Genomic DNA, 24,915 nt, shown 5'->3' on the forward strand with positions numbered 1-24,915 from the left:
GCTGCGTTGCCGGGCGCCCCCGCCCCTCAGGCGATCTTCCCGGCGAGGGGCCGGGCGACCGGGTGCAGCGCCGCGTACTCCAGGGGAGCCGACGGGTCGATCGAGACGTCGAGCGGTGCGGGCTCGGCGCCCGCCCGGACCAGGAGGTCCCCGATGGCGGCGATCATCGCGCCGTTGTCGGTGCACAGCTTCAGCGGCGGGACGCGCAGGGTGAGGCCGGCCGCCGCGCACCGTTCCTCCGCCAGCGCCCGAACCCGGGAGTTGGCGGCCACACCGCCGACCACGACCAGGGTGCCGACGCCGTGTGCGGTGCAGGCGGCGACCGCCTTGCGGGTCAGCACCTCGGCGATCGCCTCCTGCAGTGCGGCGGCGCCGTCGGCCACCGGCAGCACCTGACCTCGATGCCGTTCCGCCCACCGTGCCGCGGCGGTCTTCAGCCCGGAGAAGGAGAAGGCGTACGGATCATCGCGCGGACCGGTGAGCGGCCGGGGGAAGGCGACGGCGCGGGCGTCGCCCTCGCGCGCCGCCCGGTCGAGGGCCGGCCCGCCGGGATACGGCAGCCCGAAGACCCGGGCGGCCTTGTCGAAGCACTCGCCCGCCGCGTCGTCCAGGGTGTCGCCGAGATGCACGAGCCGGTCGCGCGCCAGATCGCGGACGAGCAGCAGCGAGGTGTGACCGCCGGAGACGATCAGCACCACACAGGGGTCGGGCAGCGGCCCGTGCGCCAGGGTGTCGGCGGCGACGTGTCCCGCCAGGTGGTGCACTCCGTACAGCGGGACGCCCAGCGTGTACGCCAGGCTCTTCGCGCCGGCCAGCCCGACCTGGAGTGCGCCGGAGAGCCCCGGCCCGGTGGTCACCGCGACCGCCCCGATGTCGGACATCCGCAGCCCGGCCGCCGCCAGCGCCCGGTGGACGACCGGGGTGAACGAGTGGACATGGGCGCGGGCCGCGATCTCCGGCACCACCCCGCCGAACCGGGCGTGCTCATCCATGCTCGACGCCACCGCATGCCCCAGCAGCCGGCCGCTTTGCACCAGCCCCGCGCCCGTCTCGTCACAGGACGACTCGATGCCCAGCACCACCGGCGTTCCCCGCATGACGTTCCCTTCTCGCGCACTGCGACCAGGCTAATTGCCCAGGATGAGTTATTGCAGAGTCTATGCAATAAGGGGCGGTCGGCCGGCGTCGGAGTGGGCGCGGAGGTGGCTGTCGCTCCGGGTGCGGGTGAACCCCGGGAGCGCGGTGCGTCCAGGCCCTGCCTACCCTGGACGCGCAGTGGGTTCGCCCCGGCCGCCGGAGGGGGCCGGGCAAGAGGGAACCCGGTGGGAATCCGGAGCGCACCCCGCCGCACGCGCCGCTGCTCCACCGGGCATGAGCGTGCGGCCTTTCCGTCCTTCGTGCCCGCCGCGGACCGCCCCGTGAGGCGACTCGACGAAGGAGAGCTCTGTGCCCCACCACCCGGACACCGCCGCGTCGGAGGGCACGCCGACGCCGTCCCCCCACCTGCCGTGCGTCCTGCTCAAGCACGGCGAGGTCTTCCTGCGCGGACGGAACCGGGACCGGTTCGAACAGCTGCTGCGGAACAATCTGCGCGGCGCACTGCGCGGCATCGGGGGCTCCACCTGGATTCAGGACGCCCGGAGCGTCACGGTCCTCGGGGGTGAGGTTCCCGTGGAGGAGCTGGTGGAGCGCGCTCGCAGGGTGTTCGGATTCAACTCCGTGCAGCCCGCCGTCCGGGTCCCCGGCACCATCGACGCCATCACGTCCGCGGCGGTGGAGGCGCTGGCCGCCGTCAAGGCCGAGCGCCCGGGCGTCAGTTTCGCCGTCCGGGTGCGCCGGCGCGACAAGAGCTTCCCGCTGACGTCCTCCCGGCTCGAGGCCGAGGTCGGGTCCCACATCCAGCGGGCGCTCGGCCTGCCCGTGAACCTCACCGCCCCGGACGTCGCACTCTCCATCGAGATCGACCGGCCGGGGACCTACCTCACCTGGGTCCGCCACCCCGGCCAGGGGGGCCTGCCCGTCGGGTCCAGCGGGCGCGCCCTGGTGCTCCTTTCCGGCGGCTACGACTCCCCGGTGGCGGCGTACCGGGCCATGCGCCGCGGCCTGGCGTGCGACTTCGTCCATTTCACCGGCGCTCCGTACACCAACGCCTCCTCCGCCTACAAGGCATACGCACTCGCCAGGGAGCTGAACCGCTACCAGTCGGCCGGGCGGCTGCACGTCATCGCCCTGGGCCACGCCCAGAAGCAGCTCGCCGTCGCAGGGGCGGGAAGGCTCCAGGTCGTGGCCCAGCGGCGGTTGATGGTCCGCGCCGCCAGTGCGCTGGCGCGCGAGGTCGGGGCGGCCGCGCTGGTGACGGGGGACAGCCTCGGGCAGGTCGCCAGCCAGACGCTGACCAATATGGCCACCGTCGACGAGGCGGCCGCGCTGCCCGTGCTGCGCCCGCTGGTGGGCTGGGACAAGCAGGAGATCATCGACGAGGCCCATCGGATCGGCACCGCGGAGATCTCCGTCCTGCCGGATGAGGACTGCTGCAAGCTGCTCGCCCCCGAGCGGGTCTCGACCGGGGCGCACGTCCCCCAAATCGAGCGCGTGGAACGGCGACTTGACATGGATGACCTCATGGCGGAGCTGGTCCGCAAGGCCCAGTGCATGCGTCCCGGCGAGGAGGACGCGGAGGACGGGCCGCCGGCCACCACCGGGCTCCCCGCACAGCGGGAGTCCCTCCGGTGCACGGCTCCCTGACCCTCCCGGCTTCCGCCGCGACGTGCGCGACCGGCCGTGCGCGACCGGCCGTGCGCGGCGTCAGCTCGCGAACTTCTCGATGGCCGCCGGGGTCATGGGGGTGAAGAAGTTGACGAGGTTGCCGTCAGGGTCGCGGAACAGCAGGGACCGGTTGCCCCAGGGCATCGTGGTGGGCTCGGTGACGAAGTCGGTGACGACGTCGGACAGGTCCCGGTGCACGCGGTCCACGTCGTCGACGAGGAATTCGGTGATCACACTGCGGTTGTCCGCCGGGCGGGCAGAACCCGGAGCGAACAGCGGGACGGTGCGGGTGCCGGCGATCGCGAGGGTGGCGTGGGGGGTCTTGAGTTCGGCGAAGTCCTCGGTGGCCCACACCGCCCGCACCCCTGTGGCGCGCTCGTAGAACTCGACGAGGCGCGTGACGTCGGCGGTAATGATGCGGATCGAGACGAAGTCCATGGTGCTCTCCTTGGCTGCTGAAGTCGCTGTGCTTCGCAGGTTAGGAGAAATAGTGGACAGAATCGGTCCGCTATTCGCCTTAGGCTGGAGACATGCCTCGACCCACCGGCCGCGTGCTGACACTCCTGGAGCTGCTGCAGTCGGGCGGCACCCGGACGGTGGCCGAACTCGCCGACCGCCTCGGCGTCGACGGCCGTACCGTGCGGCGGTATGTGGACCATCTGCTCGACCTCGACGTGCCCGTGGAGTCGGTGCGCGGCCGGTACGGCGGGTACCGACTCGCCCCCGGGTACCGCTTGCCCCCTCTCATGCTCAGCGACGACGAGGCGCTGGCCGTGCTGCTCGGCTTGGTCGCCGGCCGCCGAGCGGGGCTGACGACGACCGCACACACGGCGAGTGAGACGGCATCGGCCAAGATCCGGCGCGTGTTGCCCCAGCACGTCGCTCACCGGCTCGGCATGCTCCTGGACTCTCTCGCCTTCACCGAGCAGCCCGGTGAGTCCGCCGCCCCGGACGCCGGGGTCCTGCTCACCCTCGCCGACGCGGTACGCCACCGCCGACCCGTCTCCCTCCGGTACACCGACCGCGGCGGCCGGCGCAGCGCACGCACGCTGCACGCCTACGGGATAGTCGCCCACTCGGGCCGGTGGTACGTCACGGGCACGGACGCCGAGATCGGCGAGGACCGCACGTTCCGGCTCGATCGCATCGCGGACGCGAGGACCCTGCCCGGCTCGTTCGAGGAGCCCGAGGGGCCCGGCCCGGCACAGCGCGTGGTGTCAGGGTTCGCCACGGCTGAGTACCGGCATGAGGTGACCTTGCGGGTCCACGGGACGGTTGCGCAGATCCGCGCCCAACTTCCCGCCGGCGTCGCGAGCCTGGCGGAGCACGAGCCGGCGGCAGACACGGACCGGACGGCCGAGCGCTGGCTGCGCGTCGACTTACGGGCAGAGCGGCTCGACTGGTTGCCTCCGGTGCTCGCTGCCCTCGACCGGCCCTTCGTCATCGAGCGCCCCGAGGAACTGCGCCACCTCGTCGTCGCGTTCGCCGGTCGCCTCGCGTCCCACGCCGCCGCATCCGACAGCGCCGCATCCGACAGCGACGCCCCCATGTCATGACAGGGCACCCCCAGCCTGCATGCGGAGTCACCGAGGAACCGAAGGAACTCAAGGAGCGCACACCATGCAGATCGCCGTTACCACCCCGACCGGCAACGTCGGCCGCCACGTCGTCAGCACGCTGGTCCGCGCCGGGATCCGGCCGCGCGTCCTGCTGCGCGAGCCCGCCCGGCTGGCTCCGGAGGTACGGGACGAGGTGGATGCGGTGCGCGTCGACCAATACGACGCCGACACGGTGGTGGCCGCCACCGAAGACGTTGACGCACTGTTCTGGGTGGACCCGGCCACCGGCGGCGAGGATCCCCTCGCCGACTACACCCGCGCCACCCGCAGCGTGGTCCGCGCCGTCACCGACAACCGGATCGGCCGCGTCGTCTTCCAGAGCAGCGTCGGCGCCGAGAAGCGCCACGGCGCCGGCGAGATCGACGGCCTGGCCCACACCGAAACCGCCTTGGACGGCCTCGGCGTCGACGTCACCCACCTCCGCTGCGGCTACTTCTTCAGCAACCTCGCACTCCAACTCGACGCCCTGCGAGCCGGCACGCTCCAGGTGATCCTCCCGCTCGACCAGCCCATGGCCTGGGTGGCGCCCCGCGACATCGCCGAGGTCGCCGTCACCCGTCTGCTCTCTCCCGCGTGGTCCGGACGCTGCGTGCAAGCCGTACACGGCCCCGCAGACCTCACCTGGCGACAGGTCGCCGACATCCTCACCGCCGCCACCGGCCGGCGGATCGGCGTCGAGCAGATCTCCGACGAGGCCATGCGCACCCAGCTCCACCGGGCCGGGATGACCGAGGGACTGGTCGAGGCCGTCCTCGGCATGTCGACCGGCCTGCGCGAAAACTTCGTGCCCGAACAACCCCGCACCGTCCGCACCACCACCCCGACCACCCTCGCCGCCTGGGCCTACGACCATCTCCGGCACCGGATCGCGGACGGGGCGTGAGGACCCCGGCCGGGTAGCAGCCGCTCCCCCCGGTCGGAGCAGGCCGCCCCTCCTGGCATGGACGGACGGTCCGGGCCGGACACCGTAGTGTCCGGCCCGGAATTACGGCGGGGTCAACTAGAGGATCAGAAAGCCCCGTTGGCCAGTTCGTTGCGGAGGCGGCGGGCGGCGGTGACGAGGTTTTCCAGGGAGGCCCGGGTCTCGGGCCAGGCGCGGGTCTTCAGGCCGCAGTCGGGGTTGACCCACAGGCGTTCGGCGGGGATGGCCGCAAGTCCCTTGCGGAGCAGGGCCGCTGCCTCTTCGGCGCCGGGGACGCGGGGGGAGTGGATGTCGTAGACGCCGGGGCCGGCTTCGCGGGGGTAGCCGTGTGCGGCCAGTTCGCGGGCGACCTGCATGTGGGAGCGGGCGGCCTCCAGGCTGATGACGTCGGCGTCGAGGGCGTCGATGGCCTGGACGATGTCGCCGAACTCCGCGTAGCACATGTGGGTATGGATCTGGGTGTCCGGCCGTACGCCGCCGGTGGTGAGGCGGAACGCCTCGGTCGCCCAGTCCAGGTAGGCGGTGTGCTCGGCGGCGCGCAGCGGCAGTGTCTCGCGCAGTGCGGGCTCGTCGACCTGGATGACGGAGGTCCCGGCCGCCTCCAGGTCGTGCACCTCGTCGCGCAGGGCGAGCGCCACCTGGCGGGCCGTGTCGCCGAGTGGCTGGTCGTCACGGACGAAGGACCAGGCGAGCATGGTGACCGGGCCGGTGAGCATGCCCTTGACGGGCCGGTCGGTGTGCGACTGGGCGTACGTCGTCCAGCGGACCGCCATCGGCTCGGGGCGGGAGATGTCCCCGGCGAGCACCGGCGGGCGGACGTAGCGGGTGCCGTAGGACTGCACCCAGCCGTGCTGGGTGGCGAGGTAGCCGGTGAGCTGCTCGGCGAAGTACTGCACCATGTCGTTGCGTTCGGGCTCGCCGTGCACCAGCACGTCGATCCCGGCCTTCTCCTGGAAGGAGAGGACCTCGCGGATCTCGTCCTTGATCCGGTCCTCGTAGCCGGCCGTGTCGATCCGCCCGGCCCGCAGATCGGCCCGTGCCGTGCGCAGCTCGGTGGTCTGCGGGAACGAACCGATCGTCGTCGTGGGCAGCAGCGGCAGGCCGAGGTGCGCACGCTGGGCCGCGGTCCGTTCGGCGTACGGCTGGGAGCGGCGCCCGTCGGCGTCGGTGACGGCCGCGGTGCGGGCCCGCACCGCGGGGTCGTGGGTCAGCGCGGACCCGGCCCGGGAGGCCAGGCCGGCACGGTTCGCGGCGAGTTCGCCGGCGATGGCTTCCGTGCCCCGCGTCAGGCCGCGCGCCAGGACGGTGATCTCCCGCGTCTTCTGCCGGGCGAAGGCCAGCCAGCGGGCGATCTGCGGGTCGATGTCGCGTTCGGCGGTGGCGTCCAGCGGTACGTGCACCAGCGAGCAGGAGGCCGAGACATCGACGCGGTCGGCGAGCCCGAGGAGCGTGCCCAGCGTGGACAGTGACTTCCCGTAGTCGTTGATCCAGACGTTGCGGCCGTTGACGACGCCCGCGACCAGGCGCTTGCCCGGCAGCCCGCCGGCCGCGGCGAGGTCCTGGAGGTTGGCCGCGCCCGACTCGGTGAAGTCGACGGCCAGGCCCTCGACCGGCGCCTTGGCCAGGATGCCCAGCGCGTCGCCGAGCCGGCCGAAGTACGAGGCGACCAGGAGCTTCGGCCGGTCCGTGGCATTGCCGAGCTCACGGCAGGCGCGGGCGGCGGCGTTCAGCTCGGCCGGCGTGCGGTCCTGGACCAGGGCCGGTTCGTCGAGCTGCACCCACTCGGCGCCCGCGGCCCGCAGGTCGGCGAGGACCTCGGCGTACACCGGCAGGAGCCGGTCGAGCAGGGTCAGCGGCTCGAAGTCCGCGGCCACCCCCGGAGCGGGCTTGGCCAGCAGGAGGTAGGTGACCGGCCCGACGAGGACCGGGCGGGCGGTGTGCCCGAGCGCGAGGGCCTCCGTCAGCTCCGCGACCTGCTTGCGGGAGTCAGCGGTGAAGACGGTGTCCGGGCCCAGTTCGGGCACCAGGTAGTGGTAGTTGGTGTCGAACCACTTGGTCATCTCCAGCGGGGCGACGTCCTGGGTGCCCCGGGCCATCGCGAAGTAGCCGTCCAGGGCGTCGGCGCCGACCGCCGCGCGGTGCCGCTCGGGGACCGCGCCGACCATGACACTGGTGTCCAGGACGTGGTCGTAGTACGAGAAGTCACCGGACGGCACTTCGTGGAGGCCGGCGTCGGCCAGCTGCTGCCAGTGGGAACGGCGGAGGGTGCGGGCGGTCTCCTTCAGGGCGTCGGCGGTGACCTCGCCCTTCCAGTAGCCCTCGATCGCCTTCTTCAGTTCCCGGTGCTGTCCCTGGCGGGGGTAGCCGTACACGGTGGCCCGTGCTGCCGCGGCTGCGGACGTCGCTGTCACGGAACTCTCCTTCGCGAGATGTCTCGTTGGTGTCCCGGAGACGGAACGAGAGCGCGAAGGAACGACTGACCGGGCGGACCACGCCGCGGTGTCGCCGCGGGTGCCGCTCCAGAGCTACGCCGACCCGCCCACGAGGTCACCGGGATGGCCGCACACGAGCGGTCGCGTGCGGGCAACGGGCAGGTCTTCGGACTCGTGGGCCCGTCTCGTGCGTACGAGACACCTACTGGCCGTCGCTTCCCGAACCCGGCCGGGTCCAGTGCGTATGACGGCGTTCGTTCCCACTCACCGCTGCGGGGCAGTCCCGGATTCCCACCGGGTTCCCTCTTACGACGCTCCCGCCTGGCGGACGGGGCGAACCAGCTGCACCCGTCACCCTAGAGGGACAACCCGCGGGCGCACACCCCCGCCCGGATGGCGGACGGTGAGAGGGGACGGCCCGTCGTGCGGCCGAGCTGCCCCGGCTCGACCCTCCGCGGCAGCGGGGGAGGCCGTGCGTCACCCGGGAGTTGACTCCAGACGTACGAACGGGATCGACCGCCCGGCCGTGCGGAAGGCCGCTTCGCTGCCGTCCACGTCGAAGCCCATGAAGGCACACAGGCGGCGGGCGAGCCGTGGGTGCCGGGGGGCGTAGCGGGCCATGAGGGCGGCGCCGTCCTCCGGGGGCAGGAAGTGTGCGGTGGTGGTGTAGTGGTGCGTGCCGAACCGGATCGTGCCGCGCGGGGTGTGGCGCAGGTTCTGGTACCAGGCCGCGGCCGGGCCGAAGCCGGAGGCGACCGTCCAGCTGAGCCGGTCGCCGTCCCGCTCGTACGCGATCACCTCCAGGACCACACTGCGGCGGAGTCCCGTGCGGCGACCGGTGTGGTGCAACAGGAGCAGTCGTTTGCCGAAGAGCGGGCCGAGACCCGCGCGGTAGAGACGGATGGGCAGGCGAACCAGCACGCGTCGCCATCCGGTGGGCAGTTGCGGGCGTCCTTGCGTCGAGAACGGTGTCATCGTCGCCTTCCGGATTCGGGAAGCTTCAGCCCTCGGCCGGTGAGGGAGCGAGACCGCGGAGGCGAATCTTCGGTGGTGCAACCTTTGCACAGTCTAAATCCGGTGGGCGGTGCCGGGGGAGGCGCGGTCCGACGGTAGAAAGGGGGCATGACCGAGCGTGCAGCCCCCGCGGGGGACGTGGATGATGTGGACGCGGTGACCCGTGCGGTGCTCACGGCGTCGAGACTGCTGGTGGCGGTGTCCGCGCGCTCGCTCACGGCGGTCGAGGAACGGGTGACGCTGCCGCAGTTCCGGATGCTGATGGTCCTTTCCACGCGCGGAACCACCAAGCTGGTCGTCCTCGCCGAACTCCTCCAGGTCGCCCCGTCGACCGCGATGCGCATGGTGGACCGGCTCATCGCGGCGGGCCTGGCGGACCGGCAGACCAACCCCGACAGCCGTCGCGAGACCCTGCTGCGGCTCACTGACGAGGGGCGCCGCACCGTGGAGGACGTCACCAGCCGCCGACGTGCCGAGATCAGCGCGATCGTGGAGCGGCTCGCCCCGAGTCAGCGGACCGCCCTCATCAAGGCGTTGACCGCGCTCAACGAGGCGGGCGGGGAGCCGCCCGCGGACGATCCGGAGTTGCATCCCCTGGGGTGGCCCGGAGCGTCGGCGCAGCGTGGGGCGTGAGCCCGACCCGGCAGGAATATCCGGGCTACTTGGGAACGGTCGAGGCGACGTCATCGAGCGTGGAGTCCTTGACGAGCCCGGTGTCCTCCAGGACGTCCATGTGGTCCTGGACCGTGTTGTTGGCCTGCGTGGCCAGTCGCCGGATCAGGGTGTTCTTGGTGGTGGCGCGGACCTCGCCGATGGTGACGAAGATCTTGCCGTGGGAGGCCCGCAGCAGGTCCACGAAGAGCTGGTCGAAGGCGCGGCCCTGAGCCTTCTTCAGCTGGGCGACCCAGCCCTGCTGTTCGGAACTGGCCTGGTCGGGGATCGGCACGTTCAACGCCGCGGAGTCCTCGCGGTCGAGTTCGTCGAGCTTGCTGTGTCCCTCGAGCAGATGCATGCCGGCGCGCTTGATGGCCTCGCTCGACGCATGGGTCTGGGCGAGCCGGCCGGCCGGCATCTCCCACAGCCCGGCCTGCCGGACCTTGGTGAGGAAGGTCTTGTCCAGCGCCGTGAGCGGGCCCGTGTCGCCGCCGCCGTCAGCGGCGGCCGGACCGGACTTCGCCGCCGGGAGGTTGGCGGACACCGACTCGTCGGCGGAGCTGTTGCGCTGGGAGAACCACACGGACACACCGGCGATGACCGCCACGAGAGCGACCGTCAGGGCGAGCACCCGGCCACGGCCACTGACGGGCGACTGCCGGGGATTTCGAGCGTGAGACTTCATCATGCCTCCTGGAGTGCGCGACAATTCGCCTGCGGGCGCTGTGGCGCAACGGACTGCTGGGGCATGAGCCACGCTAATCATTGCATGAGGCAAATGAATCGATTCAGCGATGGTGCGCAAAAGAGGGTGGCGCCCGACGGTCATCGGCTACGATCCCGCCTCCACTGAGCCTGCCGGCTCGCCCGGGGCCGCTGAAACCGCCCTTATATGGCTCTCTGTGTGGCCCTATGTGGCTCTATGTAGCTCTCCTTCCGATTCGTCATGCCTGACGCGCTGTGCGCGCTTTGCCGCATACCGTGATCCCTGAGCACGTCGAGAGATACGTCGAGCGGTACGCCGAGCGGCCGTGGACACGGCGAAGGGACCGGTATGGAGTCCAGCAACCACGGCGGGGAGCCGCCTCGCCCGGCGTCCGGCCGGCCGGACAAGGGCGAGGCCCCACCACCTTCCACGGCCCGTCCGGCGCACCGCCCCGCCGGTGATGCCCCGCGGCGCGACGAGGCACCGCCCGCGTCGAAGGGCGGCGGCCGGCGCCGCCCGTTGTTGCCGAGCGGACCGCCGCCCGGTCCGGCGCGCCCCGGGTTCTGGCGCAGTCCGCTGCGGGGACCGTGGCTGACCTCGGTGTTCGGGCTGATCCTGCTCGTCGGCGTCACCGTGCTGTTCGTGACCGGGCTGTTGTCCTACGCCTCCTACAACCCCGATCTGGCCCCGGGCAACGACCAGACGCCGCAGAAGGGCTGGCTGGGCTTCTACCTCTTCTCCTGGCCGACCAGCCCCTACTGGCTCTACCGCCTCACCCAGGGAGTCCACGTCACGCTGGGCGTGGTGCTGATCCCCGTCCTGCTCGCGAAGCTCTGGTCGGTCATCCCGAAGCTGTTCTCCTGGCCGCCGGTGCGCTCGGCGGGTCAGGCCCTGGAGCGGATCTCGCTGCTGCTTCTGGTCGGCGGCGCGCTCTTCGAATTCGTCACCGGCGTACTCAACATCCAGTTGCACTACATCTTTCCCGGCTCCTTCTACACCCTGCACTTCTACGGTGCCTGGGTGTTCATCGGTGCCTTCGTCGTGCACATCGTCTTTCGCCTCACCACCATGGCCAAGGCGCTGGGCAGCCGCAGCTGGCGCACCGAACTGCGTACCCCGGCCGCCCGCACGCAGAGCGAACCACCCGACGACACCGGGCTGGTGACCCCGAACCCCGCACCGCCGACGATGTCGCGGCGCGGTGCGCTCGGCACGGTCGGGGCGGGGTCGCTGGCGCTGCTGCTGGTGACGGCCGGTCAGAGCATCGGCGGGCCGCTGCGCAGGACCGCGCTCCTCGCGCCGCACGGCCAGGAGCCGGGCAGCGGCCCCAGCGGCTTCCAGATCAACAAGACCGCCGCAGCCGTGGGTATCCGCGCCGCCGACATCGGCCCCGGCTGGCGGCTCGTCGTACGGGGCGGTGGCCGGGAGCGCACCCTCACCCGCGCGCAGCTGCTGGCGCTGCCGCAGCACACCGCGGCGCTGCCCATCGCCTGCGTCGAGGGCTGGTCGACCGACGACCAGGACTGGAGCGGTGTGCGGCTCTCCGAGCTGGCTGCCCTGGTCGGCCTGGTCGGCCTGCGGGCGGGCCCTCCCGGCGTGTTCGTCGAGTCCGCGCAGCGCGCCGGCTCCTTCCGCTCGACCCAGCTGCGCGACAACCAGGTCCGCGACCCCAGGTCGCTGCTCGCGCTGCGGGTCAACGGCGTGGCGCTCTCCCGCGACCACGGCTTTCCCGCGCGCATCATCGTTCCGGCCAACCCCGGGGTGCACAACACCAAGTGGGTCACGCGTCTCACCTTCGGAGCGCCCGAGGCCACCGGAGCGACCTCGTGAACGCCTTCCGCGCACGGTACGGCGCTTCCGCCGTCCACCTCCTCCTGGTGCTGTGCTCGTTCGCGCTCGCCGGTTATGCGGGGGTCCGGCTCCTCCAGGGCGACACCCTCGGCGTCGCCCTCTGGTTCGTCGGCGCCGCGCTCCTGCACGATCTGGTCCTTCTCCCGCTGTACACGGTCACCGACCGGCTGCTGCAACTCCTCTTCCGCGGTGGCCGGAACAGCGCCCGGCGCCACGGCGGCACCGTCGCCGAACGGATCAACTACCTCCGTGTGCCCGCCTTCGTGGCGCTGCTGCTGCTCGTGGTCTGGTACCCCCTCATCCTGAACCGGGTGCCGGGCTACACCCTGTACACGGCCCTGCCGGCCGGTGTGTTCTGGTCCCGCTGGCTGCTGCTCACCGCCGGCCTCTTCGCGCTCTCCGCGCTGTGCCTGCTGGCCGCCATGTGGCGCGCCCACAGGTCCCTCGCGCGGACCGCGGACCCCGAATGAGGGGACGTCCGGGCGCACGGACGCGGCGCGCGAGAATGCTCCGCACGGACCCCTCTCTGGATTGGACCCCCCGATGGCCTCAGCACCGCAGACCGGTACACCGGCGCCCGACTTCACCCTGCCCGGTGGTGTGCTGACCGGCGACCGCTTCGAGCGCCGTGACCACACCCTGTCCCTGCGGCGCGGCCGCCCGCTGGTCCTGGCGTTCTATCCGGGCGACGACACCAGCGTGTGCACCAAGCAGCTGTGCTCCTACTCCAGCGGCCTGGAGCGGTTCCAGGACCAGGAGGCGGAGGTCTGGGGCATCAGCCCGCAGGACGTCGACAGTCACGAGCGGTTCGCGCGCAAGCACGACCTGCGGATGCCCCTGCTCGCCGACACCGATCGCGAGGTCGCCCGCGCCTTCGGCATCGCCGCCCCCGGCATCGGCGTGCGACGGGCGGTCTTCCTCATCCGCCCCGACGGCACCCTGCACTGGAAGCATGTCGCGCTGCTCGGTGCCACCTTCCAGTCCCTGGACACGCTCACCCGGAAACTCGCCGACCTGCCCACCACCTGAGGCGATGACGTCCGGCACACGGCGGGAACCGCCACCGGGCCGGACGCACCACGGCACGGGTGACGTGCACGGCTTCCCGGTGCGGATGCTGGTGCCCGGCCTGTTCGGCTATGTCTCGGCCTGCAAATGGCTCCAGGACATCGAACTGACCACCTTCGACGCGTACGACCCCTACTGGGTCAGGCGGGGCCGGGCGGCCGAGGCACCGGTCAAGACCGAGTCCCGTATCGACACCCCCAAGCCGTTCGCGCGCGTCAGGGCCGGCGCCGTTGCGGTCGCCGGCGTGGCCTGGGCCCAGCACAAGGGCATCCACCGCGTCGAGGTCCGGGTCGACGGCGGCGACTGGCAGCGGGCCGAACTGGCCGCCGAAGGACCGGTGGACACCTGGCGGCAGTGGTCGTGGCAGTGGCGGGCCACGTCCGGCACCCACACCCTCGAAGTCCGCGCCACCGACCGCACCGGCTCCACCCGGACGGACGAACGGGTCCGCCCGATCCCCGACGGCGCCTCCGGCCGGCACGCGGTGGTGGTCACGGTGGCCTGACGGCGGCGGGGATCCGGCGGAGGGATGTGAGCGCGAGCCGTTCCCCTGTGACGGCCCGGGTCCTGTCCTCCACCGGATCGCGGTGTCCGGCGCACGGTCTTCAACGGGCCTGCGGAGAGGCCGCGTTCCACCCGACATCAGCCGGTGCCGTGCGCGAAGCGTCCAATATATTGGCACTCTGTGGCGCAGAGGGTCAAGGAGTCTTGTGTACTGGCCAACGAGCTACTACACAGTGGCTCACACGGGGGATGACGGCGGTCCGGCCGGGGAGTGTGGGCATGGTGGCAGAAGCCGGCAGAGGCAACGGGAGATCGCTGGCCGAGCGGCTGAACGCGCTGTTCGCGAGGGTGCGTTGGGCCGATTCCCATGGCCGGCAGCGGGAATACTCGACGGCCGACGTGGCCAAGGCGGTGACCGCCGATCCGTCGCACCCGGCCACGCTGTCGCGGAGCTATCTGGCCATGTTGCGCAACGGATCGCACACCAACCCGACGCTGAGCGTGCTGGAAGGGCTCGCGAAGTTCTTCGACGACCACCGCGAGCCGGAGTCGCCCCCGATCACCGTGCGGTGTCTGGTCGCCCAGGAGGACCCCGAGGACGCACTGTTGCGTGAGCAGCTGGCCGGTCATCAGGTGCGGAAGATCGCGATGCGGGCCGGCGCGATGACGCCGGCGATGCGTGAGCAACTGCTCAAGATGATCGAGACATTCGATCAGGACACGTCCCCCGGCCCCGGCGCGGGGGCATGAGAAAGGATGCTGTGGCTGTACGTGAACGCGAACGTCGCCGCTCCTGCAAGCATCTGCTGCGCCGGCTCGACATCAAACACCCGCTCGTGGTGCACGAGTTATGCCGTCGGCTCGGGGAACTCCGCGGCACACCCATACGGTTGATTCCCTGGGCGCTGCCGATCCCCGGCCCCTTCGGGGTGTGGATGTCCCGGCCGCACGAGGAATGCATTTTCTACCAGGAGGAAACGACCCGGATACACCAGGATCACATCATCCTGCACGAGGTCGGCCATATCCTCGCAGACCATCGGGACGACGGCGGATCCGCCGAAGAACTGCCGGACTTCGGTCCGGATCACCCCCGCGATGTGACCCCCCGAGGATTCCACGCTCGGCCCGCTTCGTTCCGCGCTGAACCCCCGCTGGGGGTGGACGTAATCTTCCAAGCGCCGCTGACCCTCATGCTGATCGTGGGGGCGATAGGGAAGCTCATCGATCTGATCCAGCGCACCACACGACCGGGTACTGCGCACCCTGGTCGTCTGTCTGATCCTGCTGGCTTCCGGGCAAATCCTCAGCTTTCCCGATGTCTCCCTCGCGGTCGATGCCGCCACGGCCGTCGGAGTCGGAAAGATCGCGTTCAATGCCGTCCACCTGTCCGGCCTAGGCGCGCTCCTGCTGGTGTTCCTCTCCTCCATGCCCGCCCCGGACGCCGCTTACCGGCGCCAGGTGCGGCGCCACGCCGCGCTGCTCGCCGGTGTCGTGATCGCACTGGTCATTGCCGTGATCGCGACGCCCCCGGCGCTGCGCGGCCACACCCTGACCACCGCGCACATGGCGCAGCCGGCCATCGCCGCGTTCTATCTCCTCGGCAACGCCTCTTTCGTCTACGCCTATCTGGCCCCGGCGCTCTGGGCGGTGCGCTATGCGCGCCTGGCGACCCGGCATCTGGCGGTCGGCCTACGGGTCATGGCGCTCGGTCTGTTCGTACTGGCGGTCACCTCGGCCAACCGCGTCATCTGGGTATGTCTGCGCATCGACGCGCCCGGATCGCATCAGGCGTTCAACACGGTGAACTGGTCGATGAACGACTGGGCACTGGGCCTCGGCCTGATCGGGCTGACCTATTCCGCGGGCCGCCAACTGGCCGTCCAAGTGCGGTCGGTTGTCCCTCAGCGTCGTATGTACCGCGAGCTCACTCCACTGTGGACCGCCCTGGCCGCGGCATATCCGGAACTCGTCCTGAACGTGGAGCCGCACGGTTCCCGGTGGCGTCCTTTCCGCTTCCGCCGCACCCACGAGCGGTTCTACCGCCGGCTCATCGAATGCCGCGACGGACTGGTACGGCTGAGCCCCTCTCTGGCACGCGTCGCCCCGGAAGCCGATCTCGCCGGGGGCCCGGCCGGTCAACTCGCCCGGCACATTTCCGAGGCTCGCGCGCTGAAGCCCGCCACCAGGACCCCGAGACGGCATTGACCGCCACCCGCATCGCCTCGCCTGCCGGCAACGACCTGAACGCCGAAGCGCGCGAACTCGCCGCCACATCCCCTGCCTATGCGAAAGGACATCGTGAACAAGGTACTGATATCCGCTGACCGCGTCCTCACCGGACCCGAAGGCCGGACGATCCGCCACGGCGCCGTGCTCGTGGAGGCCGACGTGATCATCGCCGTCGGCACCGAGGCCGAGCTGGCGGCGACCGTGGAGCCGGGCGTACGGCGCCTGCGGTGCCCGGGGGCCACGGTGCTGCCCGGGCTGATCGACTGCCATGTCCACCTCGCCTTCGACGCGGGCCCGGACCCCGTCGCGGCGGTGGGCCGAGCGGCCCCGGACGCGCTCGCCGCCGCCATGGCGGACCGCGCCGCACAATTTCTGGACGCCGGAGTGACGACCGTGCGGGATCTCGGCGACCGCGACGCACTCACCATCGCGCTGCGCGAATCCCTCGCGTCCGGGACGACGCCCGGGCCGCGCATTCTCGCCGCAACCGCACCGCTGACCCCGCCCGGTGGCCACTGTGGATTTCTCGGCGGTGAGGTCACCACCGACGACGACATCCGTCAGCAGATCGCCCGCAACGCCGCAGCCGGCGCCGACCTGATCAAGGTGATGGCCTCCGGCGGCGCCCTCACCCCGGGCGGCCCGCGGATGTGGGAGTCGCAGTTCACCCGCGCCCAACTGCGCCTGATCGTCGAGGAGGCCGCCTGCCACGGCCTGGAGGTGGCGGCCCACGCACACGGCACCCTCGCCATCGCCGACTGCGTGGAAGCCGGCGTGCGCACCCTTGAACACTGTTCCTGGCGCACCGCCGACGGCGTCACCTACGACCCGGAGATCACCCGCCGCATCATCGAGAACGACGTCTCCGTCTGCCGCTGTGTGTCCGGCGACTGGCAGCTGTTCCTCCAACAGCTCGGCCCCGGACGGGCGGAGTCGCTGGCCCGGGTCATCCGCGACATGCGGGAGGCCGGTGTCCGGTTCATCGCCGGTACCGACGCCGGTGTGCCGGGAGCGCGGTTCGGCGACTACGTGGGCATGCTCGAATTCTTCGCCTCCCTCGGCTTCACACACGCCGAGATTCTCGACATGGCCACCGTCAACGCCGCCCGCGCCCTGGGGCTGACCGATACCGGCACCCTGCGCCCCGGCATGCGCGCCGACCTCCTCGTCATCGACGGCGACCCGCTGCACGAGCTGGATGCCCTCCGCCGTGTCCGGCACGTCGTCACGAACGGCCGTCACAAGATCATCTGAGGGGCTGTCCAGGGGCCGCTCGCGAGGTGGCCCCGTCCCGTCCCGATGCACGCCGGGCCGGGCCGGGACCACTTGGTATGCCGTCTCGTATGCCGCCCCGTATGCCGCTCACTTCTTGGGCAGCAGCACGGTGTCGATGAGGTGGACGGTGGCATCGGCGGTCCGGACGTTGCCGCACACGACCTTGGCGGAGCCGTCGATCAGGTAGGACTCGCCGGAGCCGGACGTGGTGAGCTTGTTCTTCGCCAGGGTGTCGACCAGGCCCGCCTTCTTCACGGCCGTCACGAGCGTCGACAGAGCCGGGTTGTGCGAGGCGGCGGTGGCGACCGGGTCCTTGGCCATGCCGTCGAAGCTGCCGTTGCCGCCCTTGGGGACCGTGGCACAGGCTCGACGTGGTCGAGCGGTGTTCCGGCCCGGGCTCATGACCTGTATTCGGCGCGGGTCCCGCGGCGGATTGGCCGTGCGGCGAAGGTGCTGTGCCGCGGCAGGGGCGTGCCTCCCCAGCACGCGGACCGCCATCCGGAGATTCCGTACAACCTTCAACGGCATTGGGCGGTCTTCACCACACCATCACAGATGCTGGGGGATTGTTCATGTCGCACTCACAACAGCAGCCCGCGTCGTTCGGTCAGCAGCCGCACCCCTTCGTCATGCCGCCGGTCGCGCAGCCGCCGCGGAAGAAGCGCGCCGCGCTCAAGACCGCCGTGGGGGCGGTGTGCGCCTGCACCGTTTTCGGGCTCGGCGCGGCCGTCGGCGGTGGCGGTGCCGAGGGCAAGAAGGCCGGGGCGAGGCCCGCCCCGACGGTGACGGTCACCTTCACCGCCAAGCCGGTCCCGGCCTCGGCGGACAAGCCGGGGAAGGCGGCGGAGCCCGCCGAGAAGGCGGCGGCCGCCGAAGGGCCCGACACCACGGTCGGCCAGGGCAGCTATCTGGTGGGGGAGGACATCGCGGCCGGCACGTACAAGACCGGCGGCCCCACCGCGTCCGACATACCCCTGTGCTACTGGGCACGCGCCAAGGATTCCAGCGGTGAGGTGGGCAGCATCATCGCCAACGGCACCCCCGAGGGCCCGTCCCGCGTCACCGTCAACAAGGGTGAGACCTTCGAGACCAACGGCTGCAAGCAGTGGACGAAGGTGGGCTGACCGGTCGCGGTGCCGGTGGGCGGCGCGCGCGAGCCGCCCACCGGCCGGCGCTCGGATCCCTCCCGCGGTGCGGCCGGTCCGCCGGGCGTCCGGCGCGCCGAATCGGAAACGGGAAGCTGAACGGGAAACGAAATGGACCGCCGAAACCGTTCGGAATGGATTCCTCCGGATATGCCCGGGGCGGGGTCATGTCGAGTGCCGGCCGCCCACGAGATATCTTGATGTCGAGCAATGTTGCAGACGTGGAGCGGAGCACCCGGTGACTGACTCGACCATCATCTACACCCACACTGACGAGGCCCCGGCCCTGGCGACGTATTCGTTCTTGCCTGTGGTCCAGGCATACGCGTCGACGGCCGGCGTCAGCGTGGAGACCCGTGACATCTCCTTGGCCGGGCGCATCATCGCAAGCTTCCCCGAGCGCCTGGAGGAGGGCCAGCGGATCGACGACGCCCTCGCCGAGCTCGGTGAGCTGGCCAAGACTCCCGAGGCGAACATCATCAAGCTGCCGAACATCTCGGCGTCGATTCCGCAGCTCAAGGCGGCCGTCGCCGAGCTGCAGGAGCAGGGCTACGCGCTCCCGGACTACCCGGACGACCCGAAGACCGACGAGGAGCGCGACATCCGCGCCCGCTACGACAAGGTCAAGGGCAGCGCCGTCAACCCGGTCCTGCGCGAGGGCAACTCCGACCGCCGCGCCCCCGCCTCGGTGAAGAACTACGCCAAGGCGCACCCGCACCGCATGGGCGCCTGGTCGTCCGGTTCGAAGACGAACGTCGTGCACATGGACACCGACGACTTCCGCTCCACCGAGAAGTCCGCGGTGATCGCCGACGCCGGCTCGCTGCGCATCGAGCTGTCCGGCGACGACGGCAGCACCACCGTGCTGCGTGAGTCGGTACCGGTCCTCGCGGGCGAGGTCGTCGACGCGTCCGTGATGCGCGTGGCCGTGCTGCGCGAGTTCCTCACCGCGCAGGTCGCCCGTGCCAAGGCCGAGGGCGTGCTGTTCTCGGTGCACCTGAAGGCCACCATGATGAAGGTCTCCGACCCGATCATCTTCGGCCATGTGGTCCGCGCCTTCTTCCCGAAGACCTTCGCCCGGTACGGCGAGTCGCTCGCCACCGCCGGCCTGACCCCGAACGACGGCCTCGGCGGCATCTACAAGGGCCTGGAGTCGCTGCCCAACGGCGCCGAGATCAAGGCGTCCTTCGACGCCGAGCTCGCCGAGGGCCCGGAGCTGGCCATGGTCGACTCCGACCGCGGCATCAGCAACCTGCACGTGCCCAGCGATGTCATCGTCGACGCCTCCATGCCGGCCATGATCCGCACCTCCGGCCACATGTGGGGCCCGGACGGCGCGGAGGCCGACACCCTCGCGGTCCTCCCCGACAGCAGCTACGCCGGCATCTACCAGGTCGTCATCGACGACTGCCGTGCCAACGGTGCCTACGACCCGTCGACGATGGGCTCGGTGCCGAACGTCGGCCTGATGGCGCAGAAGGCCGAGGAGTACGGCAGCCACGACAAGACCTTCGAGATCCCCACCACGGGTACCGTGCGGGTCCTCGACGAGTCCGGCACCGTCGTGCTGGAGCAGGCCGTGGGCGCCGGCGACATCTTCCGTATGTGCCAGACCAAGGACCTGCCGATCCGTGACTGGGTCAAGCTCGCCGTCACCCGCGCCCGCGCGACCGGCAACCCGGCGGTGTTCTGGCTCGACGAGGAGCGTGCCCACGACGCCCAGCTGATCAAGAAGGTCAAGGCCTACCTCGCCGAGCACGACACGGACGGCCTGCAGATCGAGATCATGGCGCCGGTCCACGCGATCAAGTTCTCCCTCGACCGCATCCGCCGCGGCGAGGACACGATCTCGGTCACCGGCAATGTGCTGCGTGACTACCTGACCGACCTGTTCCCGATCCTGGAGCTGGGCACCAGCGCCAAGATGCTCTCCGTCGTCCCGCTGATGAACGGCGGCGGACTGTTCGAGACCGGCGCCGGTGGCTCCGCGCCCAAGCACGTCCAGCAGCTGGTCAAGGAGAACTACCTGCGCTGGGACAGCCTGGGCGAGTTCCTGGCGCTCGCGGTCAGCTTCGAGCACCTCGCGCAGAAGACGGGCAACGCGCGCGCCCAGGTGCTCGCCGACACCCTCGACCGCGCCACCGGCACCTTCCTCAACGAGAACAAGTCGCCCAGCCGCAAGCTCGGCGGCATCGACAACCGCGGCAGCCACTTCTACCTCGCGCTCTACTGGGCGCAGGAGCTGGCCCAGCAGACCGACGACGCCCAGCTCGCGGAGGCGTTCGCGGCTCTCGCCAAGACGCTGGCCGAGCAGGAGCAGGCCATCGTCGGCGAGCTGGCCGCGGTGCAGGGCTCGCCGGTCGACATCGGCGGCTACTACCAGCCCGCCGTCGCGAAGGCCTCGGCGGTCATGCGCCCGTCGGCCACCCTCAACCAGGCCCTCGCGACCCTCAGCTGACGCACCCTGCGCGCAAGCCCCTTCCGCCCCGTCCGGCACCCGCCGGCCGGGGCGGTGTGCGACGCCCGGACGGGGCGGGCGCAGGGCGGACCGACGCCGCCGTACCGGCCCTCAGCCCACCAGGTCCAGCACCGGCCGCAGACCGTCCGGGCGTCCGTCCGCCGGCAGCGGGTCCACCGGCAGGAAGGCGCAGCCCAGGGCCGTGGCACCGCCGTCCGCCGTACGGTCGTCGCCCACCATCAGGACGGCGGACGGCGCGAGCCCCAACTCCTGGCAGGCGACGGCGAAGAGCCGTGGATCGGGCTTCTGGAGGCCCTGCTCGTAGGACAGCACACAGATGTCGACATAGCGCTCCAGGCCATGGGCGCGCAGCACCGGCCGCAGGTCCCAGCCGATATTGCTCAGGACACCGATCCGGATGCCGCGCCGGTGCAGCTCCGCCAGCACCTCGGCGGCATCGGGGTAGGGCTGCCAGGCGTCCGCGGTCCGGTGGCGGTCATAGAGCAGGTCGTACAACTCCGGTGCGGGGAGCGCCACTTGGCGGGCCAATCCGGTGTACACCGCACGGTGGTGACGGGAGTCGCAGTCGCGGATCTCCCACTGGCCGGCCAGAGCGGCCGGGAGCTCGGCGGGCGGGGCGCCGCCGGGCAGCGCACCGGCCCGCTCCAGCGCGGCCGCCCGGCGGGCGATCTCGTCCTCGGCCATGGCCGTGCCGGACGCGGTCAGCGCCGCGCGCAGCCACCTCTCGGCGGGCTCGATGTGCAGCAGGGTCCCGGAGAAGTCGAAGAGCACACCCTCGATCGTCGTCATGACCGCCATCCTGTCCTCCGGACGGCGCCGGGTCGATCCCGCGCCGCCTCGTACGCGTGATACGCCGCCACCGATCCCGCCACCAGCGCGCCGCCCAGCAGCCAGCCCCCGACGACGTCCGACGGCCAGTGCACCCCCAGGAACACCCGGGTGAAGCCGACGCCGACGACCGAGACCGCGACCACCGCCCCGGCCGCCCACCGCCACCGCGCCGGGGCGTGATGCAGCCGCAGCAGCCACAGCACCAGGGCGCCCGTGACCATCGCGGTCAGGGCATGTCCCGAGGGGAACGCGGCGAAGCTCGCGGAGTCCACCGGGTCCGGCCAGACCGGGCGCGCCCGGCCGACCAGCGCCTTCACCGCCTGCTGCAGGCCGGTTCCCAGCAGCGCGGTGGCCGTCACCCAGACGGCGAGCAGCCGCTCGCCGCGCCGCAGCAGCAGGCAGACCGCCGCCGCCAGCACCGCCCGCATCGTCCACGGGTCCCACACCCAGTCGCTGAGCACCCGGTTGCGGTGGGTCCAGGCGGGCGCGGCGACGGCCGTGCGGTGCAGTCTTTCCGCCAGGGCCGTGTCCAGGGAGAGCAGCGGGCCCCAGCGCAGTACGACCAGGGTGAGCAGCAGGCCGAAAAGGCCGAAGAGGGTGCTGCACAGCAGGGCACCGGCGGCGGCGCGCGGCGGGGCGGAAGCGCGGCGGCGTGCGTCGTCCACGGCGGAGGTCCGGGCAGTGGGATGCGGCGTGGTGGGCATGGGGCGATCCTCGCCCCTACCGGGCGCCGGGGGCGAGCGGGCTACGTCAGTGCGCGCAGTCCGGGAATGAAGGTCACCAGCAGCGGCACCGCCGGCACCAGCGCGGCCACCGCCGTCATCCGCAGCCGCCGGCCGAAGGTGAAACGCGGCGCGGGGGACAGCAGACGGTCCACCCGCTCCGGCACCTGCGCCAGTTGGGCGGGGCAGGGGCCGAACACCCCGCGGTCCTCGTTGAGCTCGACCAGCGCCAGGGCGATCGTCAGCCGGCCGAAGCGGCGCGAGGCCACATCGTCGGCGGCCAGCTCGACCAGCCGGTGCACCTGATCACGGAACGCGGCGAAGACCGGAATCTGCGGGAACCCGACGGCCAGCGCCGCGGCGCAGTGCAGCAGGAGGTCGTGCCGGGCCCGCGCATGGCCCTGCTCGTGAGCGATCAGCGCATCGAGCTGACGGCCCTTCAGACGTCGCAACGCCGAGGTGGTGATGACCAGTTGGGGCGAGGAGTGCTGCAGCCACCAGGCCTCCGGGCGGTCGCCCTCCAGGACGACCAGGCGCTCCCCGGCGGGCTCCTCCCCGGGCAGCAGCGGCGCGCGGCGCAGCAGTTCGGCGCGGCGCTGCCGGCGGCGGGCGCGTGCCGCCCGCACCTCACGGGTCAGGGTGACGGCGGTCCAGGCGCCGCCGCCCGCCAGCAGAACGGCCAGCACGCCCGCCCAGGGCCCGTGGCCCTGGAGCGCGTACGCCTCGACGACCACCCGCGGGGCGAAGCCGAACACCGGGCTGCGGACGGCCTCCCAGGCGGCGGCCGCGCTCAGCGACATCGCGAGCACACAGCACAGCAGGACACCGGCGACCACGCACTGCCACACCCACAGGGCGAGCACCGGCTCACGGTCGGGCCAGTCGGAACGGGCCATCAGCCGCGGCGCCATTGCCGCGGCCAGCACGCCGAGAATCATCAGCGCGAGGGGGACCATCATGGCGTCAGCCTATGAGTGGGCGTCTACTCGTTGGTACGGGCAGGCACCGGAAGTGACGTATGCCACCCGGGCAACGGGCGTGAACCGCGGCCCCGCGCGCGGGCGGCGCACCACCGGGCGGCCGGGCATCGTCGCAGCTCACAGCGCCAGAAGCATCGCCAGCATGCCGATCCCCATCGCGACCCGGCAGGCCCGCAGCACCCCGGGCGGCCCGGCCGCCACCGCCGGCCCGTCCGTCACCGTGGTGCCCGCGGCCGTGCCTGCCGCCGGCACCAGCCGGACCCCGGTGGCGATCACGTACACCGTGAAGTAGACGAGCAACAGCCCGGTCAGCAACGGCACTCCGACCGGTGCGGGATGCACCGTCGGGCCCATCCCGGCCGTATGGCCCATCCGTTCCGGGTGCCCGGGAAGGCCCCACCGTTCCGGGGGCAACACCATCGTGAGCGCCATGTACACCATGGCCCCCGCGCCCACCGCATGATGCAGATGGCGCCGGGCCAGCGCCCACAGGCCGGCCGCCCCGAACACCGCGGTGAACAGCCACGGCGACCACGCCGGGGACGCCACGGCGGACGCCGGACAGGCCATCGCCGCCATCCCCAGAGCCATCAGCCCCTCACCGCGCGCCGCACCCCGCCCCGCCGCCGGGCCGGTACGCGACCGCACCAGGCAATACGCCCCGGCCGCGGCACACAGCAGCACCAGCAGCCAGCCGACCCACGGTGGTCCGTGCACCGAGCACCTCCCCTCGTACCCGTACGCGACGGGGGCAGGATTCCCGTCCGCCGGCCCGCACACGGGAGCGCACGGACGCACGGGGGGAGCGCGGGCGCCGGGCACGGCGGCCCCGGGCCCGGCTGCGCAGGGGCCGCGGAATGTCGTCGCGCGCGGCGTGGGCGGAGCCCCCCGGGCGCGCCCGGCATAGGCTCGGCGCATGGTGCGAAGCGAGGCGGCGGACGTGGACGGCTACCTGGCCGAGGTGCCGGAGGACCGCAGGGAGGTCCTGGTCCGGCTGCGGCGGATGTGCCGGGCGGAGCTGACCGGTTTCGACGAGGTCATGGCGTACGGGATGCCCGCCTACCAGCGGGACGGGGTCACCGAGATCGCCTTCGCGAGCCAGCAGCGGTACCTCGCCCTCTACCTCCTGCGCAGCGACGTCCGCGAGGCGTTCGCGCAGCGGCTGGCCGGGCAGGACACCGGCAAGGGCTGTCTGCGGTTCCGGCAGTCGGCCCGCGTCGACTTCGACCTGGTGAGAGACCTGCTGAGGGCCACGGCGGCCGGCCCGGGCCCGGTCTGCTGACGGCCCCGGGCGGCCCGCTCTAAGGGCGGAAACGCAGCGGATGGTCCGCCGGGACCTGTGTCAGGACGATCCGGTGGCCGTCCGGGTCGGCGATCCACATCTCGATCAGGCCCCAGGGCTCCTGTACGGGCGCCCGCAGCACCTGGACGCCGTGCGCCCGCAGTTCCTCGTGCGCGGCGGCCACGTCCGCCACCTGGAGCCACAACTGGAGGGTGTCCGTGGCCGGATCCGCGGCACGGCCGGAGACCTCGAGGAAGCCACCGCCCAGGAAGTAGACCGTGCCGCGCTCGGGCCCCGTACCGAATTCCCGGTAGATCTCCAGCCCCAGCGCCCCGCCGTAGAACGCCCGCGAGCGCTCGGGGTCCGACGGCCGCACCAGCACCCGGCTGCTCAGTACATGCACCATGCCAGGACCCTACGGCCTGCGGACGGG

General features: G+C 71.8%; 24 protein-coding genes, 1 pseudogene and 1 riboswitch. Of the genes and pseudogenes, 14 read left to right on the plus strand and 11 right to left on the minus strand.

Annotation, left to right across the window (positions count from 1 at the left end):
• Positions 1-26 precede the first annotated feature (26 nt).
• Positions 27-1,097, minus strand: a complete 1,071-nt coding sequence (tsaD, locus tag OIU81_RS30970; RefSeq protein WP_329153125.1) for a tRNA (adenosine(37)-N6)-threonylcarbamoyltransferase complex transferase subunit TsaD — start codon at positions 1,095-1,097, stop codon at positions 27-29.
• 349 nt (positions 1,098-1,446) lie between these two features.
• Here tsaD and thiI point away from each other — a divergent pair, with 349 nt between their 5' ends.
• Positions 1,447-2,745 (plus strand): tRNA uracil 4-sulfurtransferase ThiI, encoded by a 1,299-nt coding sequence (gene thiI / locus OIU81_RS30975; RefSeq protein ID WP_329153127.1) that lies wholly within the window; start codon positions 1,447-1,449, stop codon positions 2,743-2,745.
• Positions 2,746-2,805: 60 nt separating this feature from the next.
• Here thiI and OIU81_RS30980 read toward each other — a convergent pair whose 3' ends face one another.
• On the minus strand, positions 2,806-3,204 hold the full coding sequence (locus OIU81_RS30980) for a VOC family protein (RefSeq protein WP_329153129.1): 399 nt from the start codon (positions 3,202-3,204) through the stop codon (positions 2,806-2,808).
• Positions 3,205-3,296: 92 nt separating this feature from the next.
• Between OIU81_RS30980 and OIU81_RS30985 the strand changes: the two genes are divergently transcribed.
• On the plus strand, positions 3,297-4,322 hold the full coding sequence (locus OIU81_RS30985; RefSeq protein ID WP_329153131.1) for a helix-turn-helix transcriptional regulator: 1,026 nt from the start codon (positions 3,297-3,299) through the stop codon (positions 4,320-4,322).
• Positions 4,323-4,386: 64 nt separating this feature from the next.
• The gene (locus tag OIU81_RS30990) at positions 4,387-5,268 is read left to right on the plus strand and encodes an NAD(P)H-binding protein (protein WP_329153133.1); all 882 of its coding nucleotides are present in this window, start codon (positions 4,387-4,389) and stop codon (positions 5,266-5,268) included.
• Positions 5,269-5,393: 125 nt separating this feature from the next.
• On the opposite strand, the gene metE is transcribed toward OIU81_RS30990, so the two are convergent.
• On the minus strand, positions 5,394-7,718 hold the full coding sequence (gene metE / locus OIU81_RS30995) for a 5-methyltetrahydropteroyltriglutamate--homocysteine S-methyltransferase (RefSeq protein WP_329153135.1): 2,325 nt from the start codon (positions 7,716-7,718) through the stop codon (positions 5,394-5,396).
• Between the two features lie 161 nt (positions 7,719-7,879).
• Positions 7,880-8,106: riboswitch (cobalamin riboswitch) on the minus strand.
• A 110-nt stretch (positions 8,107-8,216) separates the two neighbouring features.
• Complete coding sequence (locus tag OIU81_RS31000; RefSeq protein ID WP_329153137.1) at positions 8,217-8,714, minus strand: nitroreductase family deazaflavin-dependent oxidoreductase; 498 nt, start codon at positions 8,712-8,714, stop codon at positions 8,217-8,219.
• Between the two features lie 147 nt (positions 8,715-8,861).
• On the opposite strand from OIU81_RS31000, the gene OIU81_RS31005 reads away from it, so the two are divergent.
• Positions 8,862-9,386: a MarR family winged helix-turn-helix transcriptional regulator gene (locus OIU81_RS31005; RefSeq protein WP_329153139.1), complete on the plus strand. Its 525-nt coding sequence runs from the start codon at positions 8,862-8,864 to the stop codon at positions 9,384-9,386.
• Positions 9,387-9,411: 25 nt separating this feature from the next.
• On the opposite strand, the gene OIU81_RS31010 is transcribed toward OIU81_RS31005, so the two are convergent.
• Positions 9,412-10,095 (minus strand): DUF4142 domain-containing protein, encoded by a 684-nt coding sequence (locus tag OIU81_RS31010; RefSeq protein ID WP_329153140.1) that lies wholly within the window; start codon positions 10,093-10,095, stop codon positions 9,412-9,414.
• A gap of 366 nt (positions 10,096-10,461) precedes the next feature.
• Between OIU81_RS31010 and OIU81_RS31015 the strand changes: the two genes are divergently transcribed.
• The 7 genes and pseudogenes from OIU81_RS31015 (at position 10,462) to OIU81_RS31045 (ending at position 17,022) form a co-directional block, all read left to right on the plus strand.
• Complete coding sequence (locus tag OIU81_RS31015; RefSeq protein ID WP_329153143.1) at positions 10,462-11,943, plus strand: molybdopterin-dependent oxidoreductase; 1,482 nt, start codon at positions 10,462-10,464, stop codon at positions 11,941-11,943.
• Positions 11,940-12,434, plus strand: a complete 495-nt coding sequence (locus tag OIU81_RS31020; protein WP_329153145.1) for a hypothetical protein — start codon at positions 11,940-11,942, stop codon at positions 12,432-12,434. The genes OIU81_RS31015 and OIU81_RS31020 overlap by 4 nt, the downstream gene beginning before the upstream one ends.
• A 73-nt stretch (positions 12,435-12,507) precedes the next feature.
• A complete protein-coding gene (locus OIU81_RS31025) occupies positions 12,508-12,993 on the plus strand; it encodes a peroxiredoxin (protein ID WP_329153146.1) in 486 nt (161 codons plus the stop codon).
• A gap of 67 nt (positions 12,994-13,060) precedes the next feature.
• Positions 13,061-13,537: pseudogene (locus tag OIU81_RS31030) on the plus strand (molybdopterin-dependent oxidoreductase); the annotation flags it as partial.
• 278 nt (positions 13,538-13,815) lie between these two features.
• On the plus strand, positions 13,816-14,286 hold the full coding sequence (locus OIU81_RS31035) for a hypothetical protein (RefSeq protein WP_329153148.1): 471 nt from the start codon (positions 13,816-13,818) through the stop codon (positions 14,284-14,286).
• 537 nt (positions 14,287-14,823) lie between these two features.
• Positions 14,824-15,744: an MAB_1171c family putative transporter gene (locus OIU81_RS31040; RefSeq protein WP_329155473.1), complete on the plus strand. Its 921-nt coding sequence runs from the start codon at positions 14,824-14,826 to the stop codon at positions 15,742-15,744.
• 93 nt (positions 15,745-15,837) lie between these two features.
• Entirely contained in the window at positions 15,838-17,022 is a 1,185-nt protein-coding gene (locus OIU81_RS31045) for an amidohydrolase family protein (protein WP_329153149.1), read from the plus strand.
• Between the two features lie 108 nt (positions 17,023-17,130).
• On the opposite strand, the gene OIU81_RS31050 is transcribed toward OIU81_RS31045, so the two are convergent.
• Complete coding sequence (locus OIU81_RS31050) at positions 17,131-17,541, minus strand: fasciclin domain-containing protein (protein ID WP_443074072.1); 411 nt, start codon at positions 17,539-17,541, stop codon at positions 17,131-17,133.
• Between the two features lie 74 nt (positions 17,542-17,615).
• On the opposite strand from OIU81_RS31050, the gene OIU81_RS31055 reads away from it, so the two are divergent.
• On the plus strand, positions 17,616-18,167 hold the full coding sequence (locus OIU81_RS31055) for a hypothetical protein (protein ID WP_329153150.1): 552 nt from the start codon (positions 17,616-17,618) through the stop codon (positions 18,165-18,167).
• A 259-nt stretch (positions 18,168-18,426) separates the two neighbouring features.
• Positions 18,427-20,646: an NADP-dependent isocitrate dehydrogenase gene (locus tag OIU81_RS31060; protein WP_329153152.1), complete on the plus strand. Its 2,220-nt coding sequence runs from the start codon at positions 18,427-18,429 to the stop codon at positions 20,644-20,646.
• A 111-nt stretch (positions 20,647-20,757) separates the two neighbouring features.
• Here the strand turns inward: OIU81_RS31060 and OIU81_RS31065 are convergent, their stop codons facing one another.
• From OIU81_RS31065 to OIU81_RS31080, 4 genes are all read right to left on the minus strand, one after another.
• Positions 20,758-21,456 (minus strand): HAD family hydrolase, encoded by a 699-nt coding sequence (locus OIU81_RS31065; RefSeq protein WP_329153153.1) that lies wholly within the window; start codon positions 21,454-21,456, stop codon positions 20,758-20,760.
• Positions 21,453-22,202, minus strand: coding sequence for a phosphatase PAP2 family protein (locus OIU81_RS31070; RefSeq protein WP_329153154.1), 750 nt, complete (start codon positions 22,200-22,202; stop codon positions 21,453-21,455). The genes OIU81_RS31065 and OIU81_RS31070 overlap by 4 nt, the downstream gene beginning before the upstream one ends.
• A 41-nt stretch (positions 22,203-22,243) precedes the next feature.
• The gene (locus OIU81_RS31075) at positions 22,244-23,179 is read right to left on the minus strand and encodes a M56 family metallopeptidase (protein ID WP_329153155.1); all 936 of its coding nucleotides are present in this window, start codon (positions 23,177-23,179) and stop codon (positions 22,244-22,246) included.
• Between the two features lie 138 nt (positions 23,180-23,317).
• On the minus strand, positions 23,318-23,917 hold the full coding sequence (locus OIU81_RS31080; RefSeq protein ID WP_329153157.1) for a DUF5134 domain-containing protein: 600 nt from the start codon (positions 23,915-23,917) through the stop codon (positions 23,318-23,320).
• Positions 23,918-24,116: 199 nt separating this feature from the next.
• Here OIU81_RS31080 and OIU81_RS31085 point away from each other — a divergent pair, with 199 nt between their 5' ends.
• Positions 24,117-24,482 carry an iron chaperone gene (locus OIU81_RS31085; RefSeq protein WP_329153159.1) on the plus strand — a complete coding sequence of 122 codons (366 nt, stop codon included), beginning with the start codon at positions 24,117-24,119 and terminating at the stop codon, positions 24,480-24,482.
• Between the two features lie 19 nt (positions 24,483-24,501).
• Here the strand turns inward: OIU81_RS31085 and OIU81_RS31090 are convergent, their stop codons facing one another.
• Entirely contained in the window at positions 24,502-24,888 is a 387-nt protein-coding gene (locus tag OIU81_RS31090) for a VOC family protein (protein ID WP_329153161.1), read from the minus strand.
• Positions 24,889-24,915: the final 27 nt, after the last annotated feature.

The sequence above is a fragment of the Streptomyces sp. NBC_01454 genome (assembly GCF_036227565.1).
Taxonomy (GTDB): domain Bacteria; phylum Actinomycetota; class Actinomycetes; order Streptomycetales; family Streptomycetaceae; genus Streptomyces.

What these genes read in the sequence shown, in the direction of transcription:
- OIU81_RS31055 (WP_329153150.1), top strand. Translation starts at nt 17,616, where the DNA reads ATGTCGCACTCACAACAGCAGCCCGCGTCGTTCGGTCAGCAGCCGCAC.
- OIU81_RS30990 (WP_329153133.1), top strand. Translation starts at nt 4,387, where the DNA reads ATGCAGATCGCCGTTACCACCCCGACCGGCAACGTCGGCCGCCACGTC.
- OIU81_RS31015 (WP_329153143.1), top strand. Translation starts at nt 10,462, where the DNA reads ATGGAGTCCAGCAACCACGGCGGGGAGCCGCCTCGCCCGGCGTCCGGC.
- OIU81_RS30980 (WP_329153129.1), bottom strand. Translation starts at nt 3,204, where the DNA reads ATGGACTTCGTCTCGATCCGCATCATTACCGCCGACGTCACGCGCCTC.
- OIU81_RS31035 (WP_329153148.1), top strand. Translation starts at nt 13,816, where the DNA reads ATGGTGGCAGAAGCCGGCAGAGGCAACGGGAGATCGCTGGCCGAGCGG.
- OIU81_RS31000 (WP_329153137.1), bottom strand. Translation starts at nt 8,714, where the DNA reads ATGACACCGTTCTCGACGCAAGGACGCCCGCAACTGCCCACCGGATGG.
- OIU81_RS31070 (WP_329153154.1), bottom strand. Translation starts at nt 22,202, where the DNA reads ATGCCCACCACGCCGCATCCCACTGCCCGGACCTCCGCCGTGGACGAC.
- OIU81_RS31025 (WP_329153146.1), top strand. Translation starts at nt 12,508, where the DNA reads ATGGCCTCAGCACCGCAGACCGGTACACCGGCGCCCGACTTCACCCTG.
- OIU81_RS31090 (WP_329153161.1), bottom strand. Translation starts at nt 24,888, where the DNA reads ATGGTGCATGTACTGAGCAGCCGGGTGCTGGTGCGGCCGTCGGACCCC.
- tsaD (WP_329153125.1), bottom strand. Translation starts at nt 1,097, where the DNA reads ATGCGGGGAACGCCGGTGGTGCTGGGCATCGAGTCGTCCTGTGACGAG.
- OIU81_RS31010 (WP_329153140.1), bottom strand. Translation starts at nt 10,095, where the DNA reads ATGATGAAGTCTCACGCTCGAAATCCCCGGCAGTCGCCCGTCAGTGGC.
- OIU81_RS31085 (WP_329153159.1), top strand. Translation starts at nt 24,117, where the DNA reads ATGGTGCGAAGCGAGGCGGCGGACGTGGACGGCTACCTGGCCGAGGTG.
- OIU81_RS30985 (WP_329153131.1), top strand. Translation starts at nt 3,297, where the DNA reads ATGCCTCGACCCACCGGCCGCGTGCTGACACTCCTGGAGCTGCTGCAG.
- OIU81_RS31065 (WP_329153153.1), bottom strand. Translation starts at nt 21,456, where the DNA reads ATGACGACGATCGAGGGTGTGCTCTTCGACTTCTCCGGGACCCTGCTG.
- OIU81_RS31075 (WP_329153155.1), bottom strand. Translation starts at nt 23,179, where the DNA reads ATGATGGTCCCCCTCGCGCTGATGATTCTCGGCGTGCTGGCCGCGGCA.
- OIU81_RS31005 (WP_329153139.1), top strand. Translation starts at nt 8,862, where the DNA reads ATGACCGAGCGTGCAGCCCCCGCGGGGGACGTGGATGATGTGGACGCG.
- OIU81_RS31050 (WP_443074072.1), bottom strand. Translation starts at nt 17,541, where the DNA reads ATGGCGGTCCGCGTGCTGGGGAGGCACGCCCCTGCCGCGGCACAGCAC.